The sequence below is a fragment of the Bacillus cereus group sp. BceL291 genome (assembly GCF_051776705.1).
GTDB lineage: Bacteria > Bacillota > Bacilli > Bacillales > Bacillaceae_G > Bacillus_A > Bacillus_A cereus.
Genome location: NZ_JBPWAP010000012.1, coordinates 51,894 through 73,996, shown reverse-complemented (window position 1 = coordinate 73,996; position 22,103 = coordinate 51,894). Strand labels below are relative to the sequence as shown.

Here is a 22,103-nt window from a genome sequence, read left to right as displayed (position 1 = left end):
TCTAAAGTACAAAAAATGAGAACTTAGGAGCGGATATTTTGATTCAAGAAGCCTTACGTGTATATCGATTACAATTGTATGTGATCTTTAGTGGTTTACTACTTATGTGGACGATTACTCCGTTTGGAAAACAAGTGACAGGGTTCGGTATTGGATTAGCAGTAAGCGCCTATTGTCTTTGGTTATTAGCTCGCAGAGTGGAGAAACTCGGAAAAAGTATCGTAATGAAGGAAAAGGCTCCTGGATTAGGAGTTTTAAACCGATTTGCAGCTGCTATTTTAGGAGCTATCATCATGTATGAAATTGAGCATGAGATGGAAATGTGGGCATTCGGTACAGGTATTTTAGGTGGCCACTTTTTAATGATTGCAAATTTAGCGTATGCAAATATGCAGTTAGTGAAAGAAGAAGAGAAGCAAAGGGAACATGCTTCGAAAAACATAGAGCTATGATGAAAGGGACCTAATCGGGTTCCTTTTTTATTTTAGTGATTTGATACAAGTAAACAAATTAACGACAAATATAATACGCTTCTTTTTTACGTTTTTCAATAGTATGAAAAATAATAAAAAAATTTTAAAAAACCCATCGATTTCTAAAGGTTATGTATGTTATTATGACAAAAGACTTTTTGAAAGAGGTGGATACCAATGTTACAAGCGCTACTTATTTTTGTGCTACAAATTATTTACGTTCCAATTTTAACAATCCGTACGATTTTGCTTGTAAAGAATCAAACAAGATCCGCTGCTGGTGTTGGATTGTTAGAAGGAGCTATTTACATTGTCAGTTTAGGTATTGTGTTTCAAGATTTATCAAATTGGATGAACATCGTTGCCTATGTCATTGGCTTTAGTGCGGGACTGTTATTAGGCGGTTATATAGAGAATAAATTAGCAATTGGTTATATTACGTATCAAGTTAGTTTACTAGACCGTTGTAATGAATTAGTAGATGAGTTACGTCACTCTGGATTTGGCGTTACAGTATTTGAAGGCGAAGGTATTAATTCTATACGTTATCGCTTAGATATCGTCGCAAAGCGTTCTAGAGAGAAAGAGCTTTTAGAAATCATTAATGAAATTGCACCGAAAGCGTTTATGTCTTCGTATGAAATTCGCTCGTTTAAGGGTGGATATTTAACGAAGGCGATGAAGAAAAGAGCGTTAATGAAGAAGAAAGATGAACATGCATCGTAAAAAAGAGGAGTAGTGCTGCAGTAAAAGTGCAGTATAAGTCCAAATGTAAAAGGAGGAATCTATTTTGATGTAGATTCCTCTCTTTTTTTATGAAAAATATTGATCTGTTAATTCAAAAAAACTAAATCGTATAATTATTTTTTTTACTCATTCTCAAATTAATGATTAGCCATATAATTTGAAAAAATACCGGTATGATAAACGCAATTAATAAAACGATAAGTGATATTGATTTAATTTCAGGTGTTTGAATAACACCAGCACCATCAACATCTCGTAGCCAAATAATAGCGGCCCATATTCCAAAAACGATAATCCAAAATATGTTACCAATCCACCAAGAAATCCATCGTTTTTTCATGTTAGCACCCCCTACATTTATCTACTGTTAAAAGTATATTTTCGTTCGTTACATTTATAATGAAACAACTTTAAAATCAGTTTTTAACTGTATATCTAACTTGTTTGAAGGTTACCATTTCTCCATCATCATTATCATCTTTCGTTTGGAAAAGTTGAACTTTTGGTTTGTAGTCTGTCCTATGAGCGTGTTCGATATCTTTAATATTAAGCTTGTAGGATTCACCATTTTTTAGTTTTTGTTCCAATACTTTTTTATTAGCAACATAAATAAAAGTTACTTTATTTTCATCAATGCCTTTAGTTTTAATTTCTAATTCATTATCTTTTGCTGTGATCGTTGGTGTTAATAATTCCATACTGCCTTTCCCGCTTTCTAAAGAATTCTCTGCTATAGTTGAACATCCTGATAATATGATTCCGGTGAATAGAAGAACAGCTAATTTCTGTTTCATAACATCCCTCAATTCCATGTGAATTTTGATTTTGGTATTGCTAGATTACTAGTGTGGAGCGTAAATGTTTAGTTAGTACCCTTTTGATTGTACCATAATATGTAAAATGAAACAGGATGTATATCCAATTTAAGGGAGATTGAAAAATTTACTCATTGTTGTAAATTCGTGTGTTTTAGCTTCTATTTCAATCGAAATGTAGACAGGATAAAGAAATTTTTTATAGAAATTTCAATTTTTACATCTTAAAATAATGATAAAGCGTAGATGAATTTATTCACTTCGGAGGTAGTTATTTGAATATTAACGAGAAGGCAATTGAAATGTTTGAACAAAATAAATATGAGGAAGCAATGGAACTGTTTCAACAAGCAGTACATGAATCTAGAGACGTACAATCTCTCAATAATCTTGCTTGGATGTACTTCTATGAGGAAGAGAATGATGATAAAGCTCTTGAATTAATAAGAGAAGTTGTTAAGTTGAATCCTTCTTCATACTTTCCTTATAACATCTTAGGGGACATTTACATGAAACAAGAAAAATGGACAGAAGCGAAAGAAGTATTACAAAAATCTATTTCGATTCAACCATCGGATGAAGCATATCATAATGTAGCTGTAGCTCATTATAACCTTGGAGAGCTGGAAAAAGCTTCGGAATTTTTTTTACGAGTTGCAGGGGATTCGGACTATATCATGTATAGCTATGTAAAATGTTTAATTGATTTAGAACGAACGACAGAAGCAAAAGAGAAGTTAGATACTTTTAACAGGGAATCTGATAATTTTTTAGGGGAAATTAATGTAGCAGATTTATATGTTGAATTGAATTGCTATAAAGAAGCAATTGAATGGTTCGAAAAGGGATATAAAGAATGCTGGAAAAGTCCTAATTGGATTGGTAGATTTGTGTATGCTCTATATAAAACGAATAATTTCTCCCGTATAAATGAAGTTATACGGGAATCTATCGAAGCGAAAACAGCAGAAATAGAAGATGTTCAGAGTGAAGAAGTAGAAGAAAACTGGACAGAAAATGATAAGAAAGAGTTAATTGAGGAATATACAGAAGAGAATAATTGTTATAAAACAATGGTAGAACGTATCAAATCTGGATACGTTCCAGGATTAGAGTTTGAAACTGATCATATAGGGGCTTGCTATTTATTTGGTTGTAAAAGACATAATCACCTTGAATATGAAAAATAAAAAGATTCGACTGTCACATATGATGGTCGAATCTTTTTCGTTATAGGTCGCTTGTATTACATAGGTGTATATCCTCTTTAGAGGCCACTTTTTTTATATTCAAAATATGTAGTGAAATAAAACCAATAAGTCCTATTCCGCCAAAAATAAGCCATGGTGTATACATTCCGCTTAAGTTGGATGTAAAAGATGTACCGGTATAATTACCAATGATAAAACCAAATGCGAGTGATAGTTGATAAAATCCGAAGAAAGTGGCTGTATATGATTCATTACTGTAATTTGCAATAGCGATATCAGCGTTAGGTAATACGAGTGTTTCACCGATTGTAAATAAAATTACACAAATAAAGAGCCAATATGGGTGTTGAAATAAAGGAATGAGTAAAAAGGAAATACTCATTAATAAAACACCGTATTTAATAATCGAAAGTGTGTTGTATTTGTGGAATAATTTTCGGAATAATACCATAAATATGACGCCTGTTATCGCATTTATCGTAATAACGAGTGTAGCAAGTTGATTGCTATTACTAATGTTTTTCATATGAAGTGGAAGTGCGACAGTAAGCTGAGTAAACATAATATAGAAGAAAATCATGATAAAGGAAAACAGAAGGAAAGATTTGTTTTGTAAGATGACCTGTATTCCTAATGTAATAGACGTGTTTTCAGTAGTGACTTGGAAGTGATTTTTAAGTAAGTAAAAAATAAAAGCAAATAACAGCATAAGAGATCCTGTTAGAGAGAAAGCGTAGAGTGGATCGAGTAAGAGTAAGAATCCTCCTGCAATTGGTCCGATTATTGCACCGCAATTAAAGCTAAGGTTTAAATATGTAAATAAATTTTTTCTCAAATGAGCTGGCTGTGAGCCAAATATAGCGCGAGCGGCAGGTTCGTAAAATGCAGTTCCGAAGCCAATAAGTGCAGAAGAAATAGAAATTGTATAGAAATCAGAGCATATTCCTAAAGCGATAAATCCGATTCCTCTCAAAAATAAACCGGCTATCATCATAATGATATAGCCTATTTTGTCAGCAATTAACCCTGAGAATAATGGGATAACTCGTGATGTAATTGTCATAATCGTCAACACTGTTCCTACTTGGACAGCAGAAAAATGAAGAAAGGTTAATAGATAAATAGCTAAAAATGCGTATACTGCAAAATACCCAAAAGACATAAAAAATGAAGAAATAAGCATGAAACGTATCGGTGTTGAGAAACTTTTCATAGAAATCCTCCTAATTATGTAACCAGTAAAATTATTTGATGGTTAACTACTTTATATTATAATTATACATAAAGTCAGAAAAAAGTAAATTTTAAGAAGAAGGTGGATTGAATTGAATCAAAACGCTCCAAATGAACTAGAATATATTCGGGAATTTTTAAATACATGGAGAATACCAAACGATACGAGAGAGCCAATTGATTTGCTGCAAACAAAAGAAGATATAAAGCTCTTTATGAAAGAATATTTTGATGAAGAGTTTCCATTTCATACGATAGAGGAATTAAGAGGTTTTCGAGAAGATATTCGGATGACAATTGAAGGCGAAGGATCATTGCAAAAATGGTTAGAGAAATACCCATTTCATGTACATATAAAGGATGATATGAAAGGTATTACATATGAACCAGTATATGAAGAGAATGTGTATACAAAAGTTTTAAGCATTGTGTTAATGTCAATTCAAGAAAATGTGTGGGGAAGGTTAAAAGCATGTCCAGATTGTCGCTGGGTATTTTATGATCATTCGCGAAATGGAAGTAAAAGATGGTGCGGTATGTATGCTGGAGAAGAAGGAGGAAGAGCATGCGGTACGATTGCGAAAGTGAAAAACTACAGGGCGAAGAGAAAAGGGCGATCTGGTTATGATATGTAAGTAATATTAGAGAAAGAAAAATGGATGGGGGAATGAATAATATGAAAGGCACACAAATGCTAGCTACAAATAAAAAGTGTTGGGATACAGTTGCACCTTATTTCTTTCAAGTGGATTGTTTACCTAAATATGGTCCGTATACGGCGTCTGAAGATGAGATTCGTTTGTTCGATTCAATCAGAAAGAAAAAGGTTCTTGATATTGGCTGTGGAAGTGGGCATTCGTTGCAATATATGGCGGAACAAGGGGCAGAGGAATTATGGGGGCTTGATCTTTCGAGTACACAAATTGAAATAGCGAATAAGACGTTAAAGGATTGGAATCCAAAGTTAGTATGCGGAGCAATGGAAGAAGAAGGAGATATTCCGAAAGGATATTTTGATATTGTATATTCCATTTATGCATTAGGTTGGACTTCAGATTTAAGAAAAACGTTGGAACTGATTTATTCATATGTAAAGCCAGGGGGAAGTTTTATTTTTAGTTGGGAGCACCCAGTATATTCAAACTTACAGTATGGTACGGAAGAAGTTGCTATAAAGTCTTCTTATCATGAGGAAACGCCCATTACGTTTGAAACTTTTAAAGGAGAAAATGTACAAGCGACATTACATAAGAGAAAAATAAGTACATACATAAATGAGTTAAATAGAGCGGGATTTAAAATTGAGAGAATAGAAGAGCCTGAACCATCGAGCTCGCTTGATGGAGAACTAGCTGAGCCGTCTACGAAATATTATTCTTTATATAAAGCTAGGATGGTGCCAACTACTTTTATTATTAAGGCGAGGAAGTAAATTGTTTTATAAAAAGAAGCCTATCATTTCAAATAGATGAAATGATAGGCTTCTTTATTTTAAAAAAATGAGGTCAAAGGTGTACTTTTCTTATAAAAATGCATTTCATATAAAAGGTGTAATATTTTCAAGGGGATGCCAATGGTAGGAATGAGACAGTATCTGTTAGATTGCTATTAAATGGAACGCAACTAACAGGGAGTTTTATACAAAACGTAACGACATCAACTGTAGTAATCGAACCAGCCATTTCAAATACACTTCTTGTGAATGTGACGAGTGCCAATTCAACATTAATATTACAAAATGGCCCGTTAGGTGTAGGGCATGTGACTACTATAGCAGGTGCGATTACAGCAAGCTTAAATATAGTGAGAATTTTATAAAGAATATAAAAAACACAAGGAAAGTCTTTGTAAGACACACCTTGTGTTTTTTAATATTAAATAAACATTTTCTTCATCTTTTCGGTTGGAAAATATGCTGAAAGAAGTATTTGTGATGTAAGTTATCTACAACTTTATTTGCTTGATATGTGCGTTGTTTTTCAATTCGGAGTCTTTGCTCCATCATTTTTATTGCGTGATCAGATAAACGTAACATAATACATTCTCCTTTTCTATAAATATAGGTGACTATTTGATATCGATCCCATATTTATAATTAAGGAGGCAAAATGTGTAACATAGGCAAAAAGCACCTTCCTCTCCCATTACGCTTACGAGGTTAGCTGTCGGACTCGGGAAGTGAGAGTTTCCCTACTTAAAAAAGATTCGCCCCAAGTAGCATAGCTACAAAAATGGTTCCCCCGCTCCAAAATTTGGACTCAGCAAAAGGTTTTATAAAGTAAAAAATAACATAAAGGAGCGAACAAGTCAAATTATTTTGTGTATTCTGTCTTTTTTAATTGCGTAAGAATCATACCGTCAGGAAGTATTGTATCTGATACTGTAATGAATCCGTGTTTTTTATATAAAGTAATAGCAGGGGTATTCGCTTTACCCGTTCGCACAATGTATGTCATAGAAGAAGGGAACATGTTAAATATATAAATTAGGAGTTTCGTTGCGATTCCTTTTTGAAAAAAATCGGGCGATACAACTAGCCTGTGGATATCGATTAGTTTTTCTTCTTGTACAAAAGAAATAAAACCGACAAGTTTATTTTCAGAAAAATATCCATAGAATGTTTCAACGCAATTTTGAATATCGTTTACAGTATCATATAAACGAGGTATGGCAGTACTATTTAAGTAGCCTGCTTCAACTTTATAAGCTGGAATTTGAACCTGTAAAATGGATGTTGCTACTTCAAAAGAAGTGGAATTTAACTTAAGAATCATAGATAATGAAGCCTCCTTTAAATATGGTATATGAATATAATTGCTTTATGGGTGAGTTTGACAATATTTTTCTTTTTTGCATATAATATATGTATCTCCATATGTAAAATAGTAGTAAATATATTTCTATAGTGAAATATGGTTAGCAATGATAAATACATATGTTTGTATTAAATCATACAAACTATAATAGAAATGGAGGACTAAAAATGGGGTGGATTATCACATTAATAGTTGGTGCTATTATAGGTGCAATTGCTAGTTCTATAACAGGTAAAAATTTCCCAGGTGGTATGTTCGGAAATATTATCGCAGGTTTATTAGGTGCTTCGTTAGGTGGTAGATTATTTGGCTCCTTTGGGCCATCATTTGGTGGGATTCACGTCGTGCCAGCATTATTAGGTGCAATCGTGTTAATTTTTATTGTATCATTTGTAGTGAAAGCTGCAAAGAAATAGATATATAGATTATGATGAAGAGCCCTGAATAAGGGCTTTTCATCATTCGAAGAGGTGGTTTCATTGGAGAAAATAAATATAAGAAAAAGAGATAAGTTAAGAAAGTTTTTTAGAGAACAAAATTATTTGGCGGTATTACTTGGATTTGCGTTATTGTTCATTAATATTTTATTGCTAACAAAAATATCATTTGTTTTTACACCGTTTATCGTATTTTTAAAAACAATTTTCTTCCCAGTACTATTAGCAGGCGTACTATTCTATATTTTACATCCATTCGTTTCGCTTTTAGAAAAGAAAGGTGTTTCAAGAATCGTATCGATAGCTTCCATATATTTAATCGTACTAGGATTATTTGTATTTTTAGTTGTAACGGTTATCCCTATTATTAAAGATCAAATTGATGCATTAATTGATAACTTACCGTATTTTGGCCATGAGATTGAACAAGCAGCACGTAGATTCGGGGAAAGTAATTTACTCGGTAAAATTCAAGAGAATTTAAATATTAATGTTGCGAATATGGTAAAAGAATACACAGTTGATTTTACAAAGTCATTATCATCAGTAACTGGGAATGTAACTGGATTTTTGAGTACTGTTACAGAGGTTGTTTTAACATTTGTAATGGTTCCATTTATATTGTTCTATCTTTTAAAAGATGGTGAGCAATTGCCGAATCACTTTTTAAAGTTTATTTCAGAGCAAAGACAACCAGCAGCAATGAGAATACTAGATGATATGCATTATGCGATTAGCTCGTATATTAGAGGTCAAATTATCGTGAGCTTATTTATCGGTATTATGTTATTAATCGGTTACCTTATTATCGGTATTAAATATGCTGTACTGCTTGCTATTTTAGCGATGATTGTAAATATCGTTCCGTACGTAGGACCAATTATCGCCATTACACCAGCGTTAATTATCGCATTTATCGACTCGCCAGCAATGGTGTTAAAAGTAATCATCGTTATGATGGTTGTACAATTAGCAGAAGGTAAATTTATTTCTCCGCAAGTCATGGGTAAAAAGTTAGATATTCACCCGATTACTATCATTTTTATCATTTTAACTGCCGGAAACTTATTCGGGATTATGGGGATTATTTTAGCGATTCCAGGGTATGCGATATTAAAAGTGTTAGTTACACACGGTTATAGATTTGTTAAGTTGAATACGTGAAAAAAAGCGCTAAAACAGTGGGAACTGTTTTAGCGCTTTTTTATTAACAATTCATTTGCATATTGGCGCGCCCATTGATCCGCTTCTAATATAGCATCTAGTGAAGGATCTTTTACGTTATGATGAGCTTCAACTGTTTTGTAAATTGTTTTTTCAATAGCGAAAAAGGCAATTTCATTTTTTAAGAATAGTGCATTCGCAAGTTCATTTGCTGCATTTAATACAGCGGGAGTAGTACCACCGATTTTGCCACATTCATATGCGTATTGTAGACAAGGGAACTTCTCTAAATCTGGTTTTTCAAAATGTAAACTACCGATTTCTAATAAATTTAATTTTTCATAGGAAGAAGGTAGCCGAGTAGGATAGTGAAACGCATATTGAATCGGCATTCTCATATCAGGAGCACCGAGCTGTGCCATAACTGATCCATCAATAAATTCTACTAAAGAATGAATGATACTTTCTTTATGAATCATTACATCAATTTTTTCATATGGAATATCAAATAGCCATCTCGCTTCCATTACTTCGAACCCTTTATTCATTAATGTGGCAGAATCAATCGTTAGTTTTGCGCCCATTAACCAGTTTGGGTGCTTTAAAGCATCTTTTGCTTGTAATGTTTGCATTTCATCACGTGTTTTATCACGGAATGCACCGCCAGAAGCTGTAACGATTAATTTCTCAATTTCTTTATTATTTTCTCCGTTTAAACATTGGAAAATAGCTGAATGTTCGCTATCTACTGGAATTAAGCGACATCCGTTTTGTTTCGCTAGTTCAGTTACGATATGTCCAGCTGCAACTAACGTTTCTTTATTAGCGATGGCAATATCTTTCTTCGCCTTTAATGCTTCAATCGTTGGAAGTAGTCCGGAAACTCCGACAACAGAACTTAATACAAGATTTGAATCAGGGTGAGTAGCTACCGCAATTAAGCCATCAGTTCCGTATGTGATTTTTGTATTCGCTGAAATACGCGTACGAAGCGTGTCTGCTAAGTCTTTTGTTGCAACGCTTACAATACGAGGTTGAAACGTTTTGATTTGTTGCTCAAGAAGATCGATATTATAATTTGCGGTTAAACCGACGATTTTGAAATGTTCAGGATGAGCTGAAACGACATCTAATGCAGATGTGCCGATGGATCCTGTGGAACCTAAAATGGATATATATTTTACCATGAAAAAACCTCCAAAGTTGTTTCGAATATTTCTGCAAACCTATATAATATTAGACAATTGAAGTGGAAATTCCTGCTATATAAAATAGAAAATTCGGGTTTGTTTGGAAGTGAAATGTGATAAACTGTAAAAAATAACGAAAAAGCAATGAAAGAGAAGAGTACATATTCGAAACTTTTCAGAGAGCTGATATGTGGTGAGAATCAGTAAGGGATGAATATGGAATGGACTCTGGAGCTTCTAACTGAAATGAGTAGGTAAAGACGGTTACTTCACGTTATTGAAGTATGAAGTGAGCTAATGATAGCTAATTAAGGTGGTACCGCGGGAGTCTCTCGTCCTTTTTAAGGATGAGGGGCTCTTTTTATTTTGCGAAAGGAGGAGTTAGTGTGAGTGAAAAAATAATGTTAACAGGAATTAAGCCGACAGGTTATCCGCATTTAGGGAATTATATTGGTGCGATTAAACCTGCATTACAAATGTCAAAGAATAATGAAGGAAAAGCATTGTACTTTATAGCTGATTATCATGCATTAAATGCTGTGCATGATTCAGAAAAGTTCAGCAGTTATACGAAAGAGGTAGCAGCTACTTGGTTATCGCTTGGACTTGGGGAAGATGTTGTTTTTTATCGGCAAACAGAAGTACCAGAAATTCTAGAATTAGCTTGGATTTTAGCTTGCCTAACTCCGAAAGGTCTTATGAACCGTGCTCATGCGTATAAAGCGAAGGTGGAGCAAAATAAAGAAGCGGGGTTAGAGGTCGATGCAGGAGTGAATATGGGGTTATATACGTATCCGATTTTAATGGCAGCTGACATATTATTATTTCAAGCTACCCATGTACCAGTTGGAAAAGACCAAATTCAGCATATTGAAATCGCGCGTGATATTGCGACGTATTTTAATCATACATTTGGCACGACATTTACACTTCCGGAGTATGTCATACAAGAAGAAGGAGCTATTTTACCTGGTCTTGACGGAAGGAAGATGAGTAAAAGTTACGGAAATGTAATCCCATTATTTGCAGAGCAAGAAAAACTACGAAAGTTAATATTTAAAATCAAAACAGATTCTTCACTTCCAAATGAACCGAAAGAACTAGAAACCTTATTTACAATTTATAAAGAATTTGCGACAGAAGACGAAATACAGTCATTACGTGAAAAATATGAGACTGGAATCGGATGGGGCGATGTAAAAAAAGAGTTGTTTCGCGTTGTAGATCGAGAGTTAGCTGGACCTCGTGAAAAGTACGCAATGTATATGAATGAGCCGGATTTATTATATGAAGCATTAGAAAACGGTGCTGAGAAGGCACGCGCTATTGCAAAGGTAAATTTAGCGGAAATTAAAAAACGGATTGGATTTGAGAGGGAACGTTAAGCGTTCCCTTATTTTTTTTGATAATCTGTAATAATCCTCTCAATAACAGGGGGAAGATTATTAGGTAATTCATCAAGTGAAAAGAAGCGTAGTTCTTTTGATTCACTTTGATCGCATACAAGTTCACCATAAAATTCTCGGCAAATATAAACAACGAGTACACCGTGTACTTGATCGCCGTTTGGATAGATTTGAAAGAAATCAGGCCCTGAGTATGTACGGAATAGTTCTGGATTTTTAATGATAAGTCCAGTTTCTTCATATACTTCTCGTTTTAAAGCTTCTTCTAACGTTTCGTTATATTCTAATGCGCCTCCAATAATGCCCCAGCGTTTAAAATCTGTACGGAGCTGCAGCAATACTTCATCTTTTTCATTTAATATAATGGCGTGTGATCCTATTAAAATAAGTGGATGATTTCCTACTAGATTTCTCATATCTTCAATATAACCCATGTCATTGCTCCTTGTATTTAATAATAGTTAGGAAGTTCTTTTAACATTCTTTCTGTTTTACGTGCTGTAAAGGCTAAGTTATGGTCATCTTTCGTTCTGAAAAATAATGTGCGTAAAAAGGTTTTAATATTGGCACATAAAATACAATACTCATTAAGCGAAAGGCGTTTTCTAATTTGAGGAAGCCTTTTTATTTTTTTATGAATAATAGAAATTAAATCGTTCTGAGGAAAATCATGATACAGCATTGCTAGTAATGGAGTAACAATGCGTTCATCTTCGTTATTATGAAAAAGGTCAGATGGAATAAAGATTTTATTTAATAAACAATGAATTAATTCTTCGTACCATTCAAAAGTTGTATACGTATTATGAACAATTTCAGTAAAGGCATCAGATACGTGAGCAAGACAATGAGCCCATCCTTTATTTTCGATATAGCCCCGAAAATCCGTTTCTAAGTTTGTGTATGTAATGAGTTTGTTTTTTATTTCTTCGATATCCTCCTCTGTACAAAAGTAGTGCGAATTAGCGAATTGGAGTATTAACGCAATTAACGAAATAGTGTAAGAACGTGTGAAAACCCCATCTGAATGTGGGGAGTAAATGTCACAATATAAATACTCATCACTTAAACAAGTTTGCAGAAGTAATTTCAGCTGATCGTCCATAAGGAATTCATGATGAATGAAATGCGCAAAACATTTATATATAAGTTGGTAACGAACGTAGCTATCAGTCGTTCCGATATACTGAAGCATGTTCAAAGTTAACTCATTTACGTCTATATGCTGTAGTTGCGTATAGTCATTTTGTTGTATAAGCTCTAACTGTTGTTGCAATGCTGTAATATCCACTGGAGAACCTCCTCCGCACTTTAAAGATGCGATCTTTTCTAGTATTCTATATATTCAAGGACAATCCTGCTCATGCAAGGAGAACGATTAGAAATTCGAGTATGATATAGATGAGGGAAGAATATGACGACGATAGAACAGTTAGAAAAATATTTTAAAATAAGAAGAAATGCTTCTTCTATTATGATAAAAGAAAATAATGCAGAGATTTTTACAGAAGAGCAATTAGAGGAAATGATGCAATATTGCGTTGCTGAAGCTAAAAAAGATGGATTAGAAAAACTACATTTTGAAATCTCTTCAAAAAGTCCAAATTATGATGTGTATAAAAAATGTTTTGAAACGTATTCATTTGAATATGTTACGGAAAACATGATTGTATTTAAAGATATATATGAAGTAGAAGATGCAGAAAGTGAAATTGATTTTAAGCTTATTGAAGAAGTTGGAGAAGAGGCTTTTTATTCACTGTGGAATGAAGCGACGGGAGAACCAGTCGCTCATGATCAATTTGTGCATATGATGCTACAAGAAATTGGTGAGCAATGGAAAGAACATTGCTTAACAGCGAGTGTCGATGAAGAGCCGATAGGAATTGTAATCCCGCATATTGAAAGAGGTACGTTAGAAGAAGGGAAACTTATGTACTTCGCAGTTACTCCAAATATGCGTAATAAGGGATATGAAGCGGCATTATTTGCAGGTGCGATGTTTGTCTTAAAGGAAATAGGTGCATCTTATTATATTGGTGAGACAAATATACAAAATGAATGGATGAAGGATGTTTTTGAAAAGAATGGATGTCAGTTGCTGAGTTGTACTGAGCGGTATGTAAGGAAGTTTTAGGATATAATCTGGGACACATCTAGTGAGAACCCTTGTACAAATTTTGAACAAGTAAAAGAACTTTTCGCCTGTTTGTAAGATAAAAAGAAAAATGAGAACGACAAAGTAGATATTTGTATAATACAATAGAGTGAGATTCGATTATATGAGAAAGCGTTGGTGAAAGAATGGGACAGCAAAGAAATTGGTTACAAGCAACTGTAGAAAGAAATAAAGATAATACGTTACAAATAAAGTGGGAAAATAATATAGAAGAAGTTCGTATTTATTGGAGTACTTCACCAGATCATATTGAAGAAAATGGAGAATTACTTGCAACAGTAAATGGGGAATTATCATATACAATTGAAAACCCGAGTGAAAATGAGCGTCCATATTTTAAATTAGTAGGAAGTAATGGACAAGCAGTAACAGTAGCCGAGCGTAGATTGCCATTACAAGGTGCGTTTAACTTCCGTGATATGGGAGGATATGAAACGACTGAAGGCCGTAAAGTAAAATGGGGCAAATTATACCGCTCTGAAGAATTAGCAGGGCTAACTGAATGGGATATTGCCTATTTACAAAAGTCTGGTTTAAAGTTAATTTGCGATTACCGTACAGACTTTGAAGTGAAGCATAAGCCGAATCCAGAAATTACGGGTGCTCGTCAAGTGTGCTTACCAGTTATGCAAGACTTAGCGAAAGACTTAAATATAAATGAGTTTTTCCAAGTTGGTGACCTTTCTATGTTAGGAAAACCAGGTGAGTATCTTGTGAAAATGAATCAAGATTTCGTAAGTGGTAACGAGGCATTCGTGAGCTTCTTAAACTTAGCGCAAAACCCGGAAAACTTACCGTTAGTAAACCACTGTACAGCTGGAAAAGATCGTACTGGATTTGGTTCAGCATTATTACTACTTTTACTAGGTGTACCAGAAAAAACAGTAATGGAAGACTACTTACTAAGTAACGGATTCCGTGAAAAGCTAAATGAAAAAATGATGGCCTTTTTAGGTGCGAAATTACAAAACGATGAGAGCAGAGCGATATTAGGTGCAATGTTTGAAGCACGTGCTGAATACTTGCAAGCTGCGATTGGTGAAATTCAAAAGCAATACGGATCAGTTGAAGCATACGCTGAAAAAGCTCTTGGCTTTACGAAAGAGTCGTTAGAGGAAATGAAAGAGTTATTGCTAGAAGATTAATAATGAGAAGGAGGCTGAGCGGATTAGCCTCCTTTTACTATTGTTGCTATAATTTTGTTAATGAGGATGTTGTGCACAGAGGAGAAAATGGATGAAAAGAACTTAAGAATCGGGGGATAAAATGATTCATACACGTGTAAAAGCAGAGGGGTTAAGAGAGAAGCTGGCAACAATACTAAGTCAAGAGTATAAGGAACTAGCTATTCAAGATTTAAAGGTGATTGGAACGGGAGTGCAAAATATTGTTTTTCAAGGAGATTCAGAAAAGGGGTCTTTGGCATTTCGAGTACCGTGGGAAAGAGAAGTGGAAAATATAAATGAAGACTTATTTAACAGTCGGATTTCGTTGCAAAAGGAAGCGGTGCTGTCTAAGTATTGTCATTCAAAAGGTATTCCAGTACCAAGGATACACGGATTGCATCTTTCAACCGAACTTGATTTTTTAATTTCGGATTGTGTGTATGCTGATCATATGCCAATTTCCGCATGCAAAATAGGGGAGTTAGTGAGCAATCTTCATAGTATGCCAATTGATGGTTTGTATTACAAACAAAAGCCCATTAGTAAGTATATAGCAGAACGAATTGTGAAACGGATAGAAGGGTTTAATACAATCACGAACTGCAAAATTAATCTTCCGGATACAAAAACAATTGAATATATTCTTAGTACAGCAGATCATGTAAAATGTTTATTACATATGGACATTCGACCAGCCAATTTAATCGGGTATAATGGAGAAGTTAAAGCAATAGTTGATTGGGATAATGCTTTAATTGGTCATCCATTGCTGGAGCTTATGAGAATAGCTGAAACAAATGAGGTTAGTTGGGATGAATTTAAAGATGGATATAAGAATGATAGTATCTTTAATGTTACTCCTCATATTGTTAGTTTATTTTATAGACTAGATACAGCAGTCATGCTAGCAAATTTATTTATAGCACATTTGAAAATAAAAGATAAAGGTGTATTCTATAAAGAGCGGGTTAAAGCGCTTCATCACGACATATATAAAAACTTATAAGCAATGAGAACGAAGCTTTTAAAATAGGAATTGAGGAGAACATCATGAAATACAAATTTATATTATTCGACGTAGACGATACATTATTAGATTTCCCTGAAACGGAAAGACACGCATTACATAATGCGTTTGTACAGTTTGGTATGCCTACAGGGTATAATGATCATCTTGCAAGTTATAAAGAGATTAGTAATGGATTATGGAGAGATTTAGAAAATAAAATGATTACGCTAAGTGAATTAGCCGTAGAGCGATTTAGACAATTATTTGCACTTCATAATATAGACGTAGATGCGCAGCAATTTAGTGATGTATATCTTGAAAACTTAGGAAAAGAGGTACACCTTATAGAAGGTGCAGTGCAATTATGTGAAAATCTTCAAGATTGCAAGTTAGGTATTATTACGAATGGATATACGAAGGTGCAACAATCAAGAATCGGAAATTCGCCTTTATGTAATTTCTTTGATCACATTATTATTTCTGAAGAAGTTGGTCATCAAAAACCAGCGCGTGAGATTTTTGATTATGCATTTGAGAAATTTGGAATTACGGATAAATCAAGTGTACTAATGGTCGGAGATTCGCTAACTTCTGATATGAAAGGCGGAGAAGACTTCGGCATTGATACGTGTTGGTATAATCCGAGTTTGAAAGAAAACGGGACAGATGTTAGCCCGACTTATGAAGTGGAGAGTCTGCTACAAATTTTAGAAATTGTAGAAGTGGCGGAAGAAAAGGTAGCTTCATTTTAATCATGCTGATATTTGTCGAAAAATCAATATATTGAAAAAATCGTTGATATATTGTAAGTTGCGATAGATATATTTGAAAAATCGCTCATATAAATTCATATACTAAGATATAGAACAAAAAAATAGAGCTACTATACAAGGTCATTCACGTGTTATAATGCGTGAATTAAATATGCGTATATAAATAGTTTCCTAGCGTGATGCGATGTCATGTATGATTAGTGTGACAACTAGAGGTGAATAAAGGATGTTAATGTTTTTATTTGAGTTAGACAAGAATCTCCCGCAGAAGGATGAGCCACGGTATGATGCTTATTCAAAGGGTTTTATCGAAGGAGATGTAACGATTTGCGCGAGTGACAGCGTATTTTTTCCAAAATCATGTATGAAGGTTGCAGAGCTGGGCATTTATTTAGGTCAGTGGATGGAGCAAGTTCAACATGGGCAGAACGTGCCTATGAAATATGAAACGGCTGACCGTGAAGAGGTAATTCTTGGTTTCTTCTATGAAGAGGATCATAATCAATGGAATGTTTTTTCCAGTTGGCAAGAATTTGAACTTCAAGAGCGTATAGCTACTACAACATTAATAGAGAGTGTTCAACACTATTTGTATGAGCTAAATAAAGAACTGCGCATGATAGAATATCCTGTGACGTTTGATCAGTACTTAAGAGGAGAGCGAATGATGCAGCTCTCTTACAAACGACCGTGTGATAGCAAAGCAGATACGACACCGATAGAGGTTTATAATGGAAGTGAGCAAGTAGGTGTAGTAAGGGGCTATTATAAAAATACGCTGATGAGAGTGCTGGATTTTATTCCGAAAATTGGTAGTAATATTATTTATGAAATAAAGGATAGTAAGGACAATATTCGCGTCATTGCAAAGGATGTAAGTAGGCAGCGCCAAAGAAAGATTTTAGTAACGTACAAAGATAATCATGATGCAGAGCATGAAATACTTGTATGTGACGGAAAGTTATTGGATGCAAATTTCTTATTTACCTTTACATATAAGGCAGAAGAATATGTTGTTCATAAAACTTCATTTGGAATGGGAAAGTTATTACGAAAGGGCTATGTAATTGCAGATTGGAATATTCGTCTTGAGGAAGATATGTATTACATTGAGATGAATGTATATGATGAAGATTACATTCAGGATCAATACTTACTATTAGGCGTATTTCATGCGGTTTTATATGGATAATCAATGAGAAATACCGTCATTCTTCTTGGAAAGAATGACGGTATTTTTTATTTATTCTCAAAAATAAAAATCTCATCAATCATACTATGTAGTGCCTTCGCTATATCGTGAGCAAGTTGTAAGGAAGGATTGTATTTACCTTTTTCGAGATGACTAATTGTTTCACGTCGCACACCAACGCTCTTCGCTAAATCTTCTTGTGTCATGTTCAATTTGGCACGGTATTCTTTTATCTTCGTTACGAACGCCATGGTGCATCTTCCATTTCATCAACAGGTTTATCATAAAAGAACATAGAAAAGCCGAATGTAAGAATGAGTGTGCCGAAAATAAGAGCGATATCAATCTCTTGTAGCGTAGGGTTTGGGAATAACATTTCAATAAACATAATGATTGTGGTAGTTAGTAACGTAACGATAAATGCATTGTGACACGATTTATTGACAATTTGTTCAAACAGTTCATCGTGTTGAACTGTTCTATACGATGTGAAAAAGGAGAAGAAACAGAACATAGTAAACAATCCTTTTTCATAAAAAAATCCGAGGAAACCGAAGAAACCGAGAAATCCTAAATATTTTATCCAAGTTGTTTTCATGATAGGTCCTCCTTACGTTGTTAGAAATAAGTCACGTTATGTTACAAATATATCACAATTGGATAGGAATGGTAATAATAGTTTTCCAGCTTGCTTCATAATAATAGTAAAAAGAGGAAATATGCTGCGAAATAAAGAGGATAATATTGTAAAATGGTTGTAAGGAGGGGGAGGAAGAAATGCTAACTTGGATCATGATCGTTGTATTACTTGTAGTGATTACTGTCATTGCGACGGTGTTAATTGGGCGGAATGGTGATGCAAATTATAGCAAAGCGACAAAGGGGAATATTAAACGCTTAACAATGATTTATATTATACTAGCTGTCGTTTTAGTTGTTGGATTAGGGGTGTATATTTATTTTAAAGGTTAAATAAACTGAAAAATGTAAAAATCTTAAAATAGAAGTATGCTATAATATCAATATAGTTATTTGGTAATTAAGGAAAGGATTGGATGGAATGATTGAAATTACGAATGTGTCAAAAAGTTATAATGGGTCTACCTATGCAGTAAAAGACTTAAGTTTATCTGTACCTAGCGGCGAAATCTTTGGATTTTTAGGACCGAATGGTGCGGGTAAATCAACGACAATTAAGATGATTACTGGCATTCACGGGGTGGACAAAGGGACTATTACGATTAACGGAAAAAATATTATGGAAGAGCCGATGGAAGCGAAGAAGACGTTTGGTTATGTACCAGATAGTCCAGATATGTTTTTACGATTAAAAGGAATTGAATATTTAAACTTTATGGCCGATATGTATGAAGTGCCGAAAGAAGTACGACAAGAACGAATAGAGTCTTTAGCGAAGAAGTTTGATCTTTATAATGCTTTATCTGATCAAATTCAAAGTTATTCGCACGGTATGAGACAAAAAATCGTTATTATTGGTGTGCTCGTACATGAGCCAGATGTATGGATTTTAGATGAACCATTAACTGGGCTTGATCCGAAATCTGCATATATTTTAAAAGAAATGATGAGAGAACATGCGGATAAAGGAAAGATTGTATTCTTCTCTACACACGTATTAGAAGTGGCAGAAAAATTATGTGACCGCGTCGCGATTATTAATAAGGGAAACCTTCAGTTTAAAGGGAATTTAGATGAAATGAGAGATCATTTTAAATCCAATGAATCACTTGAAAAAATGTTCTTGGAGATGACGGGCAATGAGTAAAATTTGGACGTTAACGAAAGTATTATTGAAATTAAATTATGCAGATTTTATAACAGATAAGAAGAAGCGATGGGCGTATGTATTTTCATTTGCAGCTATTTTATTTGTCGGCTTTTTACTGTTTGGTTCTATCACGCATGCAATGTATGAGGGAATGATACATTTAGGGCAAGATCCAGGAATGATTATCGCAATGGGACTTGCGATTGCGAGTATATGGGTATTTTTAATGAGTATTACGAACATTTTAACTGTATTTTACTACAGCAATGACATTGAAATGTTATTACCATTACCATTAAAACCAGCGCAAATTATTTCAGCCAAATTTTTAACAGTATTAATTACACAATACGTAATGAGTTCATTTATTTTATTACCGATCTTTATTACGTACGGTTTAAAAAGTGGCGCATTTATTACATATTACATATATATGATTTTCATTTACTTACTCTTCCCAATTGTGCCGTTAGTACTAGCTTCGTTACTGATGACAGTTATTATGAGGTATACAAATATAGCGAAAAATAAAGACCGAGGAAATATATTTATTGGAATCGTAAGTATACTATTTATTGTAGGAATTAACGTATTTTTGCAGTGGAAAAATAAAAGTTCGTTTTCTGAAGATGCAATTGCGGATTACCTTGCAAACAACCAGTCTTCTCTTTTAGTACAAATGACAAACTATTTTCCAACTACATATTTTGGAGCAGTAGCATTAGTAGAAAATGCAAATTGGAAGGGACCTTTATATGTAATAATCTTTGCAGTTATTTCATTTGTCTTCTTTGTGTTGTTTTATTACATAGCAGAGCGTACATATTTAAAAGGGGTTATTGGACTTTCAACGAGTACAGCAAAGAAACAAGTTATTTCGGCGGAAGGTTTACAAAAATCAACAGTACAAAGTTCGCATTTAAAAGCGTATGTGAAAAAAGAATTTAAAACGTTATTCCGTACACCACAATTTTTCTTAAATTGCATTGTACAAACTTTCGTTATGCCAATTATGTTGTTCTTTATTTTATTTGTGCAAGATGGAAATTTAAAGTTTATTACAGAGTATATTAACAATCCAGAGACAACGGGATTTGCAATTGGTGTTGGCCTTTGTGCATCGTTATTTTTAATGGGTAGTAACGTCATTGCAACAACGTCATTTTCGCGAGATGGAAGCTCTTGGTTTGTGAATCGTTATTTACCAGTAAAGGCTTCGGATATCTTTTTTGCGAAAGCAATCACTGCTTGGTTAATTAATGTGATCATTTTAGCAGTATTCGGTATTACGATGGCAGTTGTAGCTGGGATTTCTCCAGTCTTTATGATACTGTGGTTTTTACTAAGTGCGAACGGGTTGTTATTAATTAATTTAATCGGAACACGCTGGGACGCGCAAACTGCAGATATTCATTGGGATACAGAGCAGAAATTATTTAAAAGTCGATATACAACTTTGTGGAATTTTTTAGCTAATATTTTAATAGCTTTAATTATTGTGGGGGGAGTAAGTGTATTATACTTCTTCCTTCATGTCGGACTGTGGGTTATGTTTATCGTTTTATTTGTAATGTTTACGATTGTAAATTATATCTTTATTAAAATGTTAAAATTAGGTGCTGAACGTATACTGTCAAATATTCAATAAGAAGATAGATCCTCTGTATTCATACAGGGGATCTGTGTATAGATGGAGGAGAAAAAGGTGAAGAAAATAGCAATTGTAACAGGGGCAACTCGTCTGAATGGAATTGGTGCAGCTGTATGCAAGGTGCTTGCTCAAAAGGGGATAGACATTTTTTTCACGTACTGGCCAAAGTATGATAAAGCGATGCCATGGGGAATGAGTGATCAAGAACCCTTTTTGCTGAAAAAGGAAATTGAAAGTTACGATGTTCGATGTGAAATGGCAGAAATCAATTTATCGCAGTCTTATTCGCCAAATCGTTTGTTTTATATGGTATCAGAACGGTTAGGTGATCCATCTATTCTAGTTAATAATGCAGTGTATTCTAATCATACGAGGATTGAGGAATTAGATGTAGAGCAGTTGGATAAACATTATACAGTTAATGTTCGGGCTACTATGCTATTAAGTTCAATGTTTATAAAACATTATTCACTTAAAACGGGCGGGAGTATTATTAATCTTACTTCAGGACAGTCAGTAGGCCCAATGCCAGATGAACTAGCATATGCAGCAACGAAAGGGGCAATTGAAGCATTTACAAAGTCAGTAGCACCAGTTGCAATGGAGAAGGGGATTACAGTGAATGCTGTAGATCCAGGACCGACGAATACAGGATGGATTACAGAGGAGCTGAAGCATCATTTAGTATGGAAATTCCCGCAAGGTAAAGTAGGAGAACCGGTGGATGCTGCGCGCTTAATTTCTTTTTTAGTAAGTGAAGAAGCGAAATGGGTTACTGGGCAAGTCATTCACTCGAATGGTGGTTATTCATAAAAATATTATGTTAACAAATGTTGAGAAACAAAAAACGAA

27 protein-coding genes, 1 pseudogene, 1 riboswitch and 1 other annotated feature are annotated in these 22,103 nt (G+C 34.2%); of the genes and pseudogenes, 18 read left to right on the top strand and 10 right to left on the bottom strand.

Annotated features, from left to right (window positions below):
- Positions 1 to 38: 38 nt before the first annotated feature.
- Positions 39 to 452 (top strand): ATP synthase subunit I, encoded by a 414-nt coding sequence (locus ACS2CR_RS10970; protein WP_000613876.1) that lies wholly within the window; start codon positions 39 to 41, stop codon positions 450 to 452.
- A 198-nt stretch (positions 453 to 650) separates the two neighbouring features.
- Entirely contained in the window at positions 651 to 1,199 is a 549-nt protein-coding gene (locus ACS2CR_RS10965; RefSeq protein WP_000938438.1) for a DUF2179 domain-containing protein, read from the top strand.
- Between the two features lie 121 nt (positions 1,200 to 1,320).
- Here the strand turns inward: ACS2CR_RS10965 and ACS2CR_RS10960 are convergent, their stop codons facing one another.
- The gene (locus ACS2CR_RS10960; protein ID WP_000747679.1) at positions 1,321 to 1,560 is read right to left on the bottom strand and encodes a DUF3923 family protein; all 240 of its coding nucleotides are present in this window, start codon (positions 1,558 to 1,560) and stop codon (positions 1,321 to 1,323) included.
- Positions 1,561 to 1,636: 76 nt separating this feature from the next.
- Entirely contained in the window at positions 1,637 to 2,032 is a 396-nt protein-coding gene (locus ACS2CR_RS10955) for a hypothetical protein (RefSeq protein ID WP_002024430.1), read from the bottom strand.
- Positions 2,033 to 2,310: 278 nt separating this feature from the next.
- On the opposite strand from ACS2CR_RS10955, the gene ACS2CR_RS10950 reads away from it, so the two are divergent.
- Complete coding sequence (locus tag ACS2CR_RS10950) at positions 2,311 to 3,225, top strand: tetratricopeptide repeat protein (RefSeq protein WP_016111539.1); 915 nt, start codon at positions 2,311 to 2,313, stop codon at positions 3,223 to 3,225.
- A 40-nt stretch (positions 3,226 to 3,265) separates the two neighbouring features.
- Here ACS2CR_RS10950 and ACS2CR_RS10945 read toward each other — a convergent pair whose 3' ends face one another.
- On the bottom strand, positions 3,266 to 4,459 hold the full coding sequence (locus ACS2CR_RS10945) for an MDR family MFS transporter (RefSeq protein ID WP_053512624.1): 1,194 nt from the start codon (positions 4,457 to 4,459) through the stop codon (positions 3,266 to 3,268).
- A gap of 112 nt (positions 4,460 to 4,571) precedes the next feature.
- Here ACS2CR_RS10945 and ACS2CR_RS10940 point away from each other — a divergent pair, with 112 nt between their 5' ends.
- From ACS2CR_RS10940 to ACS2CR_RS10930, 3 genes and pseudogenes are all read left to right on the top strand, one after another.
- The gene (locus ACS2CR_RS10940) at positions 4,572 to 5,114 is read left to right on the top strand and encodes a CGNR zinc finger domain-containing protein (RefSeq protein WP_016111541.1); all 543 of its coding nucleotides are present in this window, start codon (positions 4,572 to 4,574) and stop codon (positions 5,112 to 5,114) included.
- 41 nt (positions 5,115 to 5,155) lie between these two features.
- Positions 5,156 to 5,911, top strand: a complete 756-nt coding sequence (locus ACS2CR_RS10935) for a class I SAM-dependent methyltransferase (RefSeq protein ID WP_002101127.1) — start codon at positions 5,156 to 5,158, stop codon at positions 5,909 to 5,911.
- Positions 5,912 to 6,033: 122 nt separating this feature from the next.
- A pseudogene (locus ACS2CR_RS10930) lies at positions 6,034 to 6,297 on the top strand (collagen-like protein); the annotation flags it as partial.
- A 73-nt stretch (positions 6,298 to 6,370) separates the two neighbouring features.
- Here the strand turns inward: ACS2CR_RS10930 and ACS2CR_RS10925 are convergent.
- Together ACS2CR_RS10925 and ACS2CR_RS10920 are read right to left on the bottom strand one after the other, a co-directional pair.
- Complete coding sequence (locus ACS2CR_RS10925; RefSeq protein WP_000945243.1) at positions 6,371 to 6,514, bottom strand: hypothetical protein; 144 nt, start codon at positions 6,512 to 6,514, stop codon at positions 6,371 to 6,373.
- Positions 6,515 to 6,610: 96 nt separating this feature from the next.
- A riboswitch (cyclic di-AMP (ydaO/yuaA leader) is annotated at positions 6,611 to 6,753 on the bottom strand.
- 38 nt (positions 6,754 to 6,791) lie between these two features.
- Positions 6,792 to 7,253: a GNAT family N-acetyltransferase gene (locus ACS2CR_RS10920; RefSeq protein WP_053512623.1), complete on the bottom strand. Its 462-nt coding sequence runs from the start codon at positions 7,251 to 7,253 to the stop codon at positions 6,792 to 6,794.
- 209 nt (positions 7,254 to 7,462) lie between these two features.
- Here ACS2CR_RS10920 and ACS2CR_RS10915 point away from each other — a divergent pair, with 209 nt between their 5' ends.
- On the top strand, positions 7,463 to 7,711 hold the full coding sequence (locus ACS2CR_RS10915; RefSeq protein WP_000539730.1) for a GlsB/YeaQ/YmgE family stress response membrane protein: 249 nt from the start codon (positions 7,463 to 7,465) through the stop codon (positions 7,709 to 7,711).
- A 63-nt stretch (positions 7,712 to 7,774) separates the two neighbouring features.
- Positions 7,775 to 8,896, top strand: a complete 1,122-nt coding sequence (locus ACS2CR_RS10910) for an AI-2E family transporter (RefSeq protein ID WP_000411484.1) — start codon at positions 7,775 to 7,777, stop codon at positions 8,894 to 8,896.
- Between the two features lie 29 nt (positions 8,897 to 8,925).
- Here the strand turns inward: ACS2CR_RS10910 and ACS2CR_RS10905 are convergent, their stop codons facing one another.
- Positions 8,926 to 10,083, bottom strand: a complete 1,158-nt coding sequence (locus tag ACS2CR_RS10905; protein WP_153602593.1) for a 1-deoxy-D-xylulose-5-phosphate reductoisomerase — start codon at positions 10,081 to 10,083, stop codon at positions 8,926 to 8,928.
- A gap of 138 nt (positions 10,084 to 10,221) precedes the next feature.
- Positions 10,222 to 10,429: a binding site (T-box leader), on the top strand.
- 43 nt (positions 10,430 to 10,472) lie between these two features.
- On the opposite strand from ACS2CR_RS10905, the gene ACS2CR_RS10900 reads away from it, so the two are divergent.
- A complete protein-coding gene (locus ACS2CR_RS10900) occupies positions 10,473 to 11,471 on the top strand; it encodes a tryptophan--tRNA ligase (RefSeq protein ID WP_001290893.1) in 999 nt (332 codons plus the stop codon).
- Positions 11,472 to 11,479: 8 nt separating this feature from the next.
- Here ACS2CR_RS10900 and ACS2CR_RS10895 read toward each other — a convergent pair whose 3' ends face one another.
- Together ACS2CR_RS10895 and ACS2CR_RS10890 are read right to left on the bottom strand one after the other, a co-directional pair.
- Positions 11,480 to 11,926, bottom strand: a complete 447-nt coding sequence (locus tag ACS2CR_RS10895) for an NUDIX hydrolase (RefSeq protein ID WP_058839852.1) — start codon at positions 11,924 to 11,926, stop codon at positions 11,480 to 11,482.
- Between the two features lie 17 nt (positions 11,927 to 11,943).
- Complete coding sequence (locus ACS2CR_RS10890; RefSeq protein WP_016111546.1) at positions 11,944 to 12,783, bottom strand: DUF2785 domain-containing protein; 840 nt, start codon at positions 12,781 to 12,783, stop codon at positions 11,944 to 11,946.
- Between the two features lie 123 nt (positions 12,784 to 12,906).
- Between ACS2CR_RS10890 and ACS2CR_RS10885 the strand changes: the two genes are divergently transcribed.
- The 5 genes from ACS2CR_RS10885 (at position 12,907) to ACS2CR_RS10865 (ending at position 17,811) form a co-directional block, all read left to right on the top strand.
- A complete protein-coding gene (locus tag ACS2CR_RS10885; protein WP_053512621.1) occupies positions 12,907 to 13,629 on the top strand; it encodes a GNAT family N-acetyltransferase in 723 nt (240 codons plus the stop codon).
- 167 nt (positions 13,630 to 13,796) lie between these two features.
- Positions 13,797 to 14,816 (top strand): tyrosine-protein phosphatase, encoded by a 1,020-nt coding sequence (locus tag ACS2CR_RS10880; protein WP_053512620.1) that lies wholly within the window; start codon positions 13,797 to 13,799, stop codon positions 14,814 to 14,816.
- A 121-nt stretch (positions 14,817 to 14,937) separates the two neighbouring features.
- A complete protein-coding gene (locus ACS2CR_RS10875; RefSeq protein ID WP_053512619.1) occupies positions 14,938 to 15,843 on the top strand; it encodes a phosphotransferase family protein in 906 nt (301 codons plus the stop codon).
- 44 nt (positions 15,844 to 15,887) lie between these two features.
- Positions 15,888 to 16,598, top strand: a complete 711-nt coding sequence (locus ACS2CR_RS10870; RefSeq protein ID WP_048568373.1) for a YjjG family noncanonical pyrimidine nucleotidase — start codon at positions 15,888 to 15,890, stop codon at positions 16,596 to 16,598.
- A 247-nt stretch (positions 16,599 to 16,845) separates the two neighbouring features.
- Complete coding sequence (locus tag ACS2CR_RS10865; RefSeq protein WP_053512618.1) at positions 16,846 to 17,811, top strand: tubby C-terminal domain-like protein; 966 nt, start codon at positions 16,846 to 16,848, stop codon at positions 17,809 to 17,811.
- A 47-nt stretch (positions 17,812 to 17,858) separates the two neighbouring features.
- On the opposite strand, the gene ACS2CR_RS10860 is transcribed toward ACS2CR_RS10865, so the two are convergent.
- Entirely contained in the window at positions 17,859 to 18,062 is a 204-nt protein-coding gene (locus ACS2CR_RS10860; protein ID WP_153602592.1) for a helix-turn-helix transcriptional regulator, read from the bottom strand.
- Positions 18,050 to 18,409 carry a DUF3796 domain-containing protein gene (locus ACS2CR_RS10855; protein WP_053512617.1) on the bottom strand — a complete coding sequence of 120 codons (360 nt, stop codon included), beginning with the start codon at positions 18,407 to 18,409 and terminating at the stop codon, positions 18,050 to 18,052. The genes ACS2CR_RS10860 and ACS2CR_RS10855 overlap by 13 nt, the downstream gene beginning before the upstream one ends.
- A 179-nt stretch (positions 18,410 to 18,588) precedes the next feature.
- On the opposite strand from ACS2CR_RS10855, the gene ACS2CR_RS10850 reads away from it, so the two are divergent.
- The 4 genes from ACS2CR_RS10850 to ACS2CR_RS10835 all read left to right on the top strand — a co-directional run bounded on the left by ACS2CR_RS10850 (position 18,589) and on the right by ACS2CR_RS10835 (position 22,064).
- The gene (locus tag ACS2CR_RS10850; RefSeq protein ID WP_000958863.1) at positions 18,589 to 18,783 is read left to right on the top strand and encodes a hypothetical protein; all 195 of its coding nucleotides are present in this window, start codon (positions 18,589 to 18,591) and stop codon (positions 18,781 to 18,783) included.
- Between the two features lie 88 nt (positions 18,784 to 18,871).
- Entirely contained in the window at positions 18,872 to 19,597 is a 726-nt protein-coding gene (locus ACS2CR_RS10845) for an ABC transporter ATP-binding protein (RefSeq protein ID WP_000570206.1), read from the top strand.
- Positions 19,590 to 21,248 (top strand): putative ABC transporter permease subunit, encoded by a 1,659-nt coding sequence (locus tag ACS2CR_RS10840; protein WP_000036884.1) that lies wholly within the window; start codon positions 19,590 to 19,592, stop codon positions 21,246 to 21,248. The genes ACS2CR_RS10845 and ACS2CR_RS10840 overlap by 8 nt, the downstream gene beginning before the upstream one ends.
- Before the next feature lie 57 nt (positions 21,249 to 21,305).
- The gene (locus ACS2CR_RS10835) at positions 21,306 to 22,064 is read left to right on the top strand and encodes an SDR family oxidoreductase (protein ID WP_002101122.1); all 759 of its coding nucleotides are present in this window, start codon (positions 21,306 to 21,308) and stop codon (positions 22,062 to 22,064) included.
- The last annotated feature ends 39 nt before the right edge of the window (positions 22,065 to 22,103 follow it).